At 37.1% G+C, this 10,410-nt stretch carries 8 protein-coding genes; 3 read left to right on the top strand and 5 right to left on the bottom strand.

Features of this window, described 5'->3' with window-relative positions; all coding sequences use genetic code 11:
* Nucleotides 1-164 precede the first annotated feature (164 nt).
* From AC220I_RS13185 to AC220I_RS13165, 5 genes are all read right to left on the bottom strand, one after another.
* Complete coding sequence (locus AC220I_RS13185; protein ID WP_486724310.1) at nucleotides 165-1,061, bottom strand: HAMP domain-containing sensor histidine kinase; 897 nt, start codon at nucleotides 1,059-1,061, stop codon at nucleotides 165-167.
* 179 nt (nucleotides 1,062-1,240) lie between these two features.
* Nucleotides 1,241-1,924, bottom strand: a complete 684-nt coding sequence (locus AC220I_RS13180) for a response regulator transcription factor (RefSeq protein ID WP_486724309.1) — start codon at nucleotides 1,922-1,924, stop codon at nucleotides 1,241-1,243.
* Nucleotides 1,925-1,952: 28 nt separating this feature from the next.
* Nucleotides 1,953-3,119 (bottom strand): D-alanine--D-alanine ligase family protein, encoded by a 1,167-nt coding sequence (locus AC220I_RS13175; protein ID WP_486724308.1) that lies wholly within the window; start codon nucleotides 3,117-3,119, stop codon nucleotides 1,953-1,955.
* An 87-nt stretch (nucleotides 3,120-3,206) separates the two neighbouring features.
* On the bottom strand, nucleotides 3,207-4,808 hold the full coding sequence (locus tag AC220I_RS13170; protein ID WP_486724307.1) for a Mur ligase family protein: 1,602 nt from the start codon (nucleotides 4,806-4,808) through the stop codon (nucleotides 3,207-3,209).
* 3 nt (nucleotides 4,809-4,811) lie between these two features.
* Complete coding sequence (locus AC220I_RS13165) at nucleotides 4,812-5,570, bottom strand: alpha/beta fold hydrolase (RefSeq protein WP_486724306.1); 759 nt, start codon at nucleotides 5,568-5,570, stop codon at nucleotides 4,812-4,814.
* Between the two features lie 157 nt (nucleotides 5,571-5,727).
* Between AC220I_RS13165 and AC220I_RS13160 the strand changes: the two genes are divergently transcribed.
* The 3 genes from AC220I_RS13160 to AC220I_RS13150 all read left to right on the top strand — a co-directional run.
* Nucleotides 5,728-7,659 carry an S-layer homology domain-containing protein gene (locus tag AC220I_RS13160; protein ID WP_486724305.1) on the top strand — a complete coding sequence of 644 codons (1,932 nt, stop codon included), beginning with the start codon at nucleotides 5,728-5,730 and terminating at the stop codon, nucleotides 7,657-7,659.
* 262 nt (nucleotides 7,660-7,921) lie between these two features.
* Nucleotides 7,922-9,526 carry a CTP synthase gene (gene pyrG, locus AC220I_RS13155; RefSeq protein ID WP_486724304.1) on the top strand — a complete coding sequence of 535 codons (1,605 nt, stop codon included), beginning with the start codon at nucleotides 7,922-7,924 and terminating at the stop codon, nucleotides 9,524-9,526.
* 254 nt (nucleotides 9,527-9,780) lie between these two features.
* Nucleotides 9,781-10,410, top strand: a 630-nt coding sequence (locus AC220I_RS13150) for a glycosyltransferase family 2 protein (RefSeq protein WP_486724303.1), incomplete at its 3' end; no start/stop codon positions are given.

Genomic DNA, 10,410 nt, shown 5'->3' with positions numbered 1-10,410 from the left:
GAGTCCTCTTTTTCAGAGTGCCTTAAATCATGCTTTTGGTTTGTATCTTTTGATGTATCTACACTAGGAGTCGTATCAAACTCATAGCCACAGATTTTACACATGACGCTTTGATCGGGGTTCACAAAACTACAATTTGGACATTTCATGGGGACCTCCTTTGATTATCGATCTATAGGGATTTCAATAGTAAAAGTAGTGCCTTGATTTAAAACGCTTTCCACGATGATGGTACCATCATGTGCTTCAGTGAGTTGTTTAACGATGGCGAGTCCAAGTCCTGAACCGCCCTTTTCCTTTTGATCTTTCTTTTTGTTAACCATGAAAAAAGGATCAAAGAGATTTTGGATAAAATCCTCTGGTATGCCTTCGCCGTCATCTTGAACAGAAATTCTCAAGTGATATTGGATAACTTTTGTTGAAACGACAATCTGTGAACGCGCATATTTTTTAGCATTGCTGAGAAGATTGTCAAGGATCTGAGTCATCCGATAGGGATCGACATTGATATAGGTAGAAATAAAGGGCTTTTTTAAAACAAGTTCAACATCTGAGTACTTAAAGTCATATTGTTTGTGATTAAAATAGTTGTTTAGTAAGCGACCGGAATGTATACGCTCGATGTTAAGTGTGAATTCACCCAGTTCCTGTTTGGTATAAACAGATAAGTCGTCGATAAGATGATTAAGGAGATCAGACTTTTCGTTTATGGTCGCTAAGTATTTGTCGTAGGTTTCCTTATCCTTAACAATGCCATCTTGAAGGGCTTCGACATATCCTTTTATTGAAGTAAGTGGTGTTCTTAAATCATGTGTGATGCTTGCGATAAGCCTTTTTCGTCTTTTCTCAAGCTCATGCTGTTCCAAAATAGTGTCCTTTAAACGCACACGCATTTTGTCAAATTCTTTACAAAACTCACCGATCTCATTGCCCTCTGTATATTGAATAGGATAATTTAGATTACCTGTTTTAATCTGTTCTGCTGCTTTTTTCATCTCAGAGATAGGTTCAAAAATGTACTTTGTCATCAGCATGATCATGAGCATAAAGTAGATAATCATTACAGTTATCAAAACGGCCAATAGCAGATAGGGATTTTTAATCAATGACACTTGTTGTATTTTGTCGATACGGTAGGTAAAGAATATGTAAAAGACAAAAATAGTCGTAAATAATATCATGTCAGTGAGGAAAAAAATGATTTTAGTGCGGAGAGAAATTTTAGGTAATTTCATATGGTTTATCCTTTAAATTTATAACCGATCCCCCAAACCGTCTCAATGTATTCCGGCTCAGATGGGTTATTCTCGATTTTTTCACGAATTTTTCTGACGTGCACAGTGACGGTATTAATATCGCCATACTCGTTATAGCCCCAAATTTCATCAAATATTTTCTCACGAGAAAGTGCTTGATTTTTGTTGACCATTAAATAGTGCAAAATTTCAAATTCCTTAACGGAGAATGGAATATTGACATTTTTAACTGTAACAGTTCTGGCTTTTATATCAATTTCAAGATCTTTGATCTTCAAGGTGTCACTTGCCGGTGTTCCAGATAGTTCATTGACACGTCTGAACTGTGATTGAATTTTAGCGATTAATACACGTGGACTAAAGGGTTTCTCAATATAATCGTCAGCACCAAGGCCAAGGGCGAGGACTTTGTCGGTATCCTCTTTTTTAGAACTGAGCATGATTATAGGGATATTTGATTCGTTTCTTATTTTTCGACAAAGCTCAAAACCATCAATTTTGGGTACAATAATATCCAGTAAGGCAAGATGTGGTTTTTCGGATTCAAATTTTTGTAGGGCTTCCTCACCATCGGAAGCCGTCACTGCAATATATCCAGAAGCGTTTACATAATCACGAATCAAAGTTTGAATTTGAAGATCATCTTCAACGATAAGTATTTTTTCCATTAAATATTGCCTCCTACTTATTTTTTTGCTATTTCTTAATGCCACTAAGGTCTGCTTTTGAAAGAATATTGATTGAGTTAGAGCGAATTAAATTACACTTTCTTCGATAACTTCTATGTGCAGCATCGATCATTTCCTCAAGCATTTCCTTAAAGGTAACACCTGTAGCTTCCCAAAGATAAAAAGACAGTGATCCTGGTATGGTGTTAAATTCGTTGATATAGGGTAGATTTGACTTCTGGTCGATCATAAAATCAATTCGTGTAACACCTGCACAGTCCAGTGCGATAAAGGCTTCAGCAGCCATACGCTCAATTTCATTCTTTAGGCCATCACTTAACTTGGCAGGTATTTCACGTTTCGCTGAAGACATGCCCTTACTTCCAGATTCATTCACATACTTATCTTCATAAGTTAAAAAATCAGAAGATGTAATTGGCGCTTCACAAACAGATAGTTTAAGACGCTCGCTGTCGCCGAGTACCGAAATGTTAATTTCACGCATATCATCAAGCATTTTTTCAATTAAGATTCGTGTTGAAAACTGCTTTGCAAAATCAATGGCCTCAATGAGCTCGCTTCTTGATTTGGCTGGCTTAACACCAACACTCGATCCTATATCTGCTGGCTTGACAATCATCGGATATGTCAACTTCTTCTCCACGTCTTCGACGATGGAACTTGCGTACTGATTCCAGTGATGTGTATAAAACCATTCGCCCTCCACGACTCTGATTCCTGAACTCTGTAAGAAGAGCTTAGATGCGACCTTGTCCATTGTGAGAGATGCCGCTAGGACATTACAGCCCACATAAGGGATATCCATGTGCTCAAGGAACCCTTGCAGGTTACCATCTTCGCCACCAGTACCGTGAATAATTGGAAAGGCAATATCAATATCGCAGATATAAGGACTCTTAAATCGCTTCATATCTGCATAAATTAAATGTGCACATTTATCAGCCTTTACCATGTGACATGGATGGCTTTCTGTGATGACTTTTTTCAAATCTTTAAAGTTTTCAATTTCTAGCAAGTAGTCGCCTGTATACCATTTGTTGTCCTTGGAAATGTAGATGGGGACGACTTTATAATGGTTCATGTCTAGTAACTGACTAATTGCTTGTTGTGCAGTTATGATAGAAACTTCATGCTCTACACTAGTTCCCCCAAAAAAAACGCCAATGTTTATCATAAGATATTGTATGGTTTGCCATACTCTCCTAAAATACAGATTTGGATTTTAAGGTGATCCATAAACCTAATGTTTGAAATAGCGGCCTTAAATCTCGTTGAAGGTATCCGGTAAATCATTTTCTATTAGGACAACATCGTCCTTTTCAACGATTTCATCTAGTTTTCTGAGTGCATCCGAAAGGTTGCTTGCAATATAGATTTGAGAAGATGGATATTGACTTTCCATAAGCCCTTCCTGAATCGGTTCGGTTTGCTTTCTGCCAACCAAGATCACAAAATCACAGACCCTTGAAATATGAATGCCAAGTTGCTTGTTTAACTTGAAGGATTCGGATCCAAGTTCGATCATTCCAGGTGTAATGATGATTTTGGATTGACCTTCAAAGCGATCTAAAACCTCTAGCGCCATTTTAGAACCCACTGGATTTGAGTTGAAGGCATCATCAAGCAAGGTGTAGGTGTCGTTAACCCTTCTATATGACAAGCGGTGTTCTACGGGCATGATGTCGACGATCAAGGTGTTCAGTCTGTCCATTGAGACACCGAGTTCTAGTGCAACGGCAACGCCGGAGATAATATTAGAAAGATTGTGTCGGCCAAGAAGTTTGGTGTTGAGTCTCACTTTCTTTTTGCTTGGAATATGGGCTAAAGTAAAACTAGAACCCTTTCCGGAGAGATGAATATCCTCAATTGCGTAGTCTGGTGAGATTTTTAGGGTGTCTGGCTCTGAGCTCGCAGTAAAGTGAACGTATTTTAAATCATCCCTTTTTGGAAGTTTTAAAATATTTTCATCATCTAGGTTGATGAAAGCCGTACCGCCAGGCTGTAAATATTTAAAAAGTTCGCCCTTCGTTGAAATCACATTTTCAAGTGTTTTAAAAGTCTCTAAATGTTGAGGTCCGATTGAAGTGATGATGCCCATTTTAGGATGTACAAAATCACAAAGCTCCTTGATATCGCCAACTTCCTTAGCACCCATTTCAGCAATTAATATTTGATGTGTCGGTTTAAGGTAGGTCCTAATTGTTCTGGTTAAGCCCATTTTTGTATTAAAGCTCTCAGGTGTCATAAGCACGTTAAAATCCTTTGAAAGCATTTGATAAAGTACATTTTTCGTGCTGGTCTTGCCATAGCTACCGGTTATGCCAATCACTGTGAGATTAGGGTTTTTAGCCATTATTTTCTGAGCGTCATTATAGTAGTACTGGTTGATTTGCGATTCAATTGGTGTGTTGATGATGTTGCTGAGCATTGTAATGAGGAAAGAACCTAAATACAGGCCAGCAATTAAGAATGACATCAAGAGGTTTGCAGTGCCTGATGTAATTAACCATCCGCCAAATAAAAGCACCAGTATCAAGCCATTGGTGAACATTAAACGCTTGACGCGTGCTGTTACATTGAGCTTAAGTTTAGTCCTTGTGGCAGTTTTAATGAGCCAAAAGAAGTAATAATCCAAAAGCATAAGCAAAAAGCCGATTCCCTTTATAATTAAGTTTTCAGGATATATTAAAAGAAAAGCACCTAGAACATAGAGCCATTCATGAGGTTTAAAAAATGCATTATTTTTACTGAGCAACCATTTGGAATAGCGCTTAATGCGATATGAATTTTGTTGAAATTTCTGCAAATCATCCATCGACCTTAAATAGATTAAGATGATCATCAGTAATACGCCTATGAACATGGATTAGCCTCCGATAAAAGTTTTTATGATGGTCAAAAATCGACTAGGTTGTTCCAAATACGTAAAGTGTCCGGCACCTTCAAAGACAACCAAACCCGAATCAGGAATAAGAGACGACATCAACTTGGCATCTTGGAGTGGTGTTGCAGTATCTTGGTCACCCCAAATCAAGAGTGTTGGTGATTCAATGTGCGGTAAGTAGTGCTTAAGATCTTCATTGACTACTTTTGAAAGTACCATTTTCATCATACTTGATGCTTGCTTATAATCTTGACTTGAATATTTTTCTGAATATGCTCGGATAGGCTCTGCTAATATATATGAAAAAAGAGGGAGCTTACCCAGTGTTCTGATGCCTTTAAAGCCATAGACCTTAAAATAATAAGAGGATTTGCGTTTGGGCTTGATACCAGCACTGTTCACAAGAATAAGTTTTTCGTAGGCTACTTTTTCAGACATTTTAATGGCAACACGACCACCAAAAGAATGCCCCATGACAACAGGTTTTTCCAGCCCAAGATGTTCAATAAAAGCTTGTGTCAACTCAGCATATTGGGAAAGTGCATAGGGCTCAGCTGGTTCTTCAGACAATCCAAACCCAGGAAAATCAAGTGCTGTAACTTGATAATATGAAGAAAGGTCTTCAATAATATGGTTGAAGCTTTCAATGTTAGTGCCCCAACCATGTAAAATTAGGACAGATTTGCCATGACCACGCTGTATATAGTGGATTTTTTTGGATTTATAGTCGAAAAAACTCATGTTTTGACCCCTTAGATAGATTATTTCACTCTACATTTTACCATAAATCGAGAGACGAAATAAGCTACTTATTCAATACTGTTATTGAAATGTAATAAACAATTTTGAAACCCATGATATAATAGTGTTAGAATAAACAAATTACGGAGGTATAAAGATGACTAAAAATAAATTTTCAAAAATAATATCAATGGTCCTTATTCTTTTGATGATGGGTAATTTATCTTTTGGGGTTGTGGCGATTACAGATGTAACCACATCGCATTGGGCAAATGAGTATGTCCAAAGAGTCGTTGAGAATGAAATCATGCTTTTAAATGATGACAGCAGCTTTAAACCGAACAATAATGTGACAAATATTGAAGCCATTATTGTGTTATACCGTGCAGCAAAGGCAGCAGGTTATATGGAGAATGTCAATATAAATACAATGACGAGTAAATACGAAAGTGATTTTGTCGCTTTAAACATTCCGAAGATGCTCGCACCATATGGTGGGGATGTCTATCCAGCGCTTGCTTATGCACTTGAAAACAAAATATTGGTCATGGATGAAGTAAAATATTTTATCAGTAATGATAAATTAACTGAGGCCAAAAAAGTAGATGTATCCGTTTTCTTTGGAAAGGCTCTCAATGTTTACAAAAATGAAAATTTGAATAAAATCATTTCGCTTTCTTATAAGGATGCCTTTGATATCTCACTTGGCGCACTTAAATATGTAAATTTATTAATTGAATATAACATCATTTCCAACAAAGGTGACAGTAACGGCAATTTTAACCCTAAGTCCATCATCAATCGTTCTGTACTTGCAGTGTATGCAGATGGCTACTATAAGGCGATTAACACTAAAAGTGAAGGTTCAACCTCTGAGACGGACACTAGTGTAGATCAAGGAACAGAAACTGGGATTGAAACAACAGTTCCAGACACGACTGAGACTAACACTAACACTGGTTCTACAGATGCAACAACTGTAGAGATTAACGGTACAATCACTGATATATTCAATGATTTAAAACTAATAGAAGTTAAAGAAACAAGTGGTAAAACTTCTGTTTACGATTTAAAACAAGCTAAAGTTTATGCTGAAGATGCGATTATTGATTTTTCAAGTTTAGAAAAAGGTGCATCTGTTAAGCTTTCAAGCAGCAAAAATGTCATTACCAAAGCGGTTATGAACAAGGTATATGATAAGGTCGAAGGTACTTTTTCTCAGGTGACGAATTTAATGGGGGATGCTATTAAGTTCAGATCCTTGAAGCTTCAACTTGCCAACAAGTCTTTCGATTTTAAACGCGTGTATGAGAACACGCCAATAACCATTGATGGTGTTCAAAAGACGGCACTTGATTTAAAAGAGGGCTATAAAATTATCGTGTCATATGATGGTTATGATGCTAAGGGGATCGTGGCGTATTCAGATTACTATCAATTTTCAGGTATGCTAAAACAAGCAATTGATCCTAAAGCACCTAAAACACTTGAAATGACTAAAGAAGATAATATGACCTTTAAGCAAGAATTGTTGACATCGGTAACCTTTACAGATGCTGAAAGAGCACTTGCTAAGAATGACATCGTTAAAGTTACTTTGAAATATGGCGTGGTTACCAACATTGAATACCTTGGACAAGCTAAGGACTTAATCGGAACGATTGAAGAAATTCATATTACAAAAACACCAGAAATCGCAATAAAACTTGAAGATGGCACTATTGAAAAATATAGTCTATCTACAAAGGCTAAAATTGTAGATGAAATCGGTAATGAAGCATTGACCATATATGACCTAAAACTGGATCAAACCGTGAGAATGCATGTCAGCATTGGTGGCATTGATCGAATTGATTTTAGTTATGAGAAGGAAGTTATCGGCTTTAACTGCACAGTGACAAATGTTTTTGCAACGACTAACCTACTTGTTGTTAAAGATGAAGACGGTGTTACAAAAACAGTTGGATTTGCACTGGCATCAGGTCTTAAAATCACAGACTATGTAATAGGAGATAAACTTTTTATAAAAGGAAAGAAATTGTCGGATGTAATCTTTGAAGCAGATTCAATTGTGATTAGTCAAAATTGATTTTGAATTTGAAGTAAAAAGAGTTGACTTTAAAATTGAATGTGGATATACTATCTAAGTATTATTAAGATTTATGAATTGAATCGGTATAGTGACACCCTGCAGGGTGGCTACTTGAGCCTTAGGAACAAGAGTGTTTAGTCATCCTTAAGGGGTGACTTCTCACTCTTTTTTTGTGAATTTTAAACCTTGTGAGTAGGTTAGACACTGGAAAGCGTGGATCGACATAGAGTTTTTTCCAATTTTTGAAAGGAGTTTATCAATGAGCACAAAGTATATTTTTGTAACAGGAGGCGTTGTTTCGTCACTTGGCAAGGGCATAACAGCCGCATCTTTAGGACAGCTTTTAAAAGCCAGAGGCCTTAAAGTGACGATTCAGAAATTTGACCCTTATATCAATGTGGATCCGGGTACGATGAGCCCGTATCAACATGGAGAAGTTTTTGTAACGGATGATGGTGCAGAAACAGATCTTGACTTAGGACACTATGAGCGATTTATTGACATTAACTTATCTAAAAACAGCAATGTAACAACAGGCAAAATATACTGGTCAGTGCTTACTAAAGAAAGACGTGGCGATTATCTTGGTGCTACAATACAGGTTATTCCCCATATTACGAACGAAATTAAGGAAAGACTAATGCGGTCTGCAAAGGAAACAAGTGCAGACGTTGTTATTACAGAAATTGGTGGTACTGTGGGTGATATTGAATCGCTTCCATTCCTTGAAGCCATCAGACAAATGAAGTACGATGTGGGCAGAGAGAATGTCATGTATGTTCATTTGACATTATTACCTTATCTCAGTAAGGCTGGTGAGTTAAAAACCAAGCCAACTCAACACTCTGTTAAAGAGCTTAGAGAGATTGGTATTCAACCAGACCTTCTCGTTTGTAGAGCAGAAAAAGAGATTTCTCAAGAAATGAAAGATAAAATTGCGCTTTTCTGTAGCGTTAGCCCTAAAAACGTCATTCAGAATTTGGATGCGGAAACACTTTATTCAGTGCCTTTAACACTAGAAAAAGAAGGCTTGGCTGAAAAAGTATGTGAATTCTTAAAAATTGATTGTGCTGCACCTGAGTTTTCAGAGTGGGAGCGTATCGTTGAAATAGAAAAAAACCTTAAAAAGACAATCAAAATTGCCTTGGTTGGAAAATATGTTGAGCTTAAAGATGCATATCTTTCAGTAGCAGAGGCATTAAAACATGCTGGAATCGCTAATGAAGTTGCAATCGATATCGACTGGGTTCAATCAGAAAATGTAACAGCCGAAAATGTAGCTGAGGTTCTTAGCGGTGTTCATGGTGTTCTCGTTCCAGGTGGATTTGGCTTTAGAGGTGTTGAAGGTAAAATTGAAGCCGTTAAGTACGCAAGAGAGAACAAGATTCCTTTCTTTGGAATTTGCCTAGGCATGCAAATGGCTGTTATTGAGTTTGCGAGAAGCATCCTTGGCTATAAAGAAGCACATAGTGCAGAACTTAATGGTTTAACACCAGTTCCAGTAATCGACTTAATGCCAGAACAGCATGATATTGAAGACATGGGCGGTACCATGAGACTTGGTTTATACCCATGTAAAATCAAACCGGATACATTGGCTTTTAAAGCCTATGAAGAAGAACTTATCTACGAGAGACATCGCCATAGATATGAATTTAACAACACTTATAGAGAAGAGATGCTTGATAAGGGCTTAATCCTTTCGGGATTATCACCAGATGAGAGACTTGTTGAAATTGTAGAGCTTCCTAACCACCCATGGTTCTTGGCAGTTCAGTTCCATCCAGAATTTAAGTCTAGACCAACAAGATCACATCCACTTTTTAGAGATTTCATTAAAGCATCAAAAGAATATTCATTATAAAATATACAGTCTAAAAATCAGAGTCTAGTCAGACTCTGATTTTATTACATAGATTATTAGTTTTTCATCTAACTTTTAGTCAAAAGCTGTGAAGAGGAACAATGGGCCTCAAGCAGCATCAGCGAGGACATTAGAATGTGGTTCAAATCTTATATTTTAATGGTTATTACATATTATATAAATTTACATTAAAGACAAGGCAAGAATATTGTTTTATAATGGATGGAGAGAAAATTAAGTTTTAGGGGGCATTTATGAATAGGCCAGTGATCAGTGTTGTTGTACCGGCATATAATGAAGAGATGAACATCAAACCGCTTTATGAGCGGTTATTAGAGGTACTCACACAAATCAGTCCGAATTTTGAAATCATTTTTGTTGATGATGGTAGTAAAGACAAAACAGTTGAACAAGTATTAAAAGTAAGAAAAGAGGATGATAGGGTTAAATTAGTTTCATTTTCGCGTAATTTTGGACATGAAATGGCAAACACAGCAGGCTTTAGAGCTGCATCAGGAGAGGCGGTTGTAATCATAGATGCGGACCTTCAAGACCCGCCTGAACTGATTTTTCAAATGTATCAAAAGTTCACTGAGGGCTTTGACGTTGTTTATGCGAAAAGAAAAACAAGAAAGAAGGAAAGTATCCTTAAAAAGACGACTTCTAAAATGTTTTATCGTGTTCTGAAAACCATGAGTGACACAGAGATTCCTCTCGATACAGGCGACTTTAGGCTACTCAGCAGACGGGCAGTGAATGAGATCAACCACTTTAGGGAGAAAAATCGCTTTTTTAGAGGCTTAACGCATTGGATTGGCTTCAATGTAACCTATGTCTATTTTGATCGAGATGAACGAAATGCAGGCGAGACAAAATACAGCTAT

The organism is Fusibacter sp. (assembly GCF_057447755.1).
The sequence above is the reverse complement of the archived record's forward strand: the minus strand, read 5'-3'. Positions and strand labels throughout refer to the sequence as shown.

Bases quoted from the DNA above. Each gene is read 5' to 3' on its own strand.
- AC220I_RS13185 (WP_486724310.1), bottom strand. From the start codon at position 1,061: ATGATTATCTACTTTATGCTCATGATCATGCTGATGACAAAGTACATT.
- AC220I_RS13180 (WP_486724309.1), bottom strand. From the start codon at position 1,924: ATGGAAAAAATACTTATCGTTGAAGATGATCTTCAAATTCAAACTTTG.
- AC220I_RS13175 (WP_486724308.1), bottom strand. From the start codon at position 3,119: ATGATAAACATTGGCGTTTTTTTTGGGGGAACTAGTGTAGAGCATGAA.
- AC220I_RS13170 (WP_486724307.1), bottom strand. From the start codon at position 4,808: ATGTTCATAGGCGTATTACTGATGATCATCTTAATCTATTTAAGGTCG.
- AC220I_RS13165 (WP_486724306.1), bottom strand. From the start codon at position 5,570: ATGAGTTTTTTCGACTATAAATCCAAAAAAATCCACTATATACAGCGT.
- AC220I_RS13160 (WP_486724305.1), top strand. From the start codon at position 5,728: ATGACTAAAAATAAATTTTCAAAAATAATATCAATGGTCCTTATTCTT.
- pyrG (WP_486724304.1), top strand. From the start codon at position 7,922: ATGAGCACAAAGTATATTTTTGTAACAGGAGGCGTTGTTTCGTCACTT.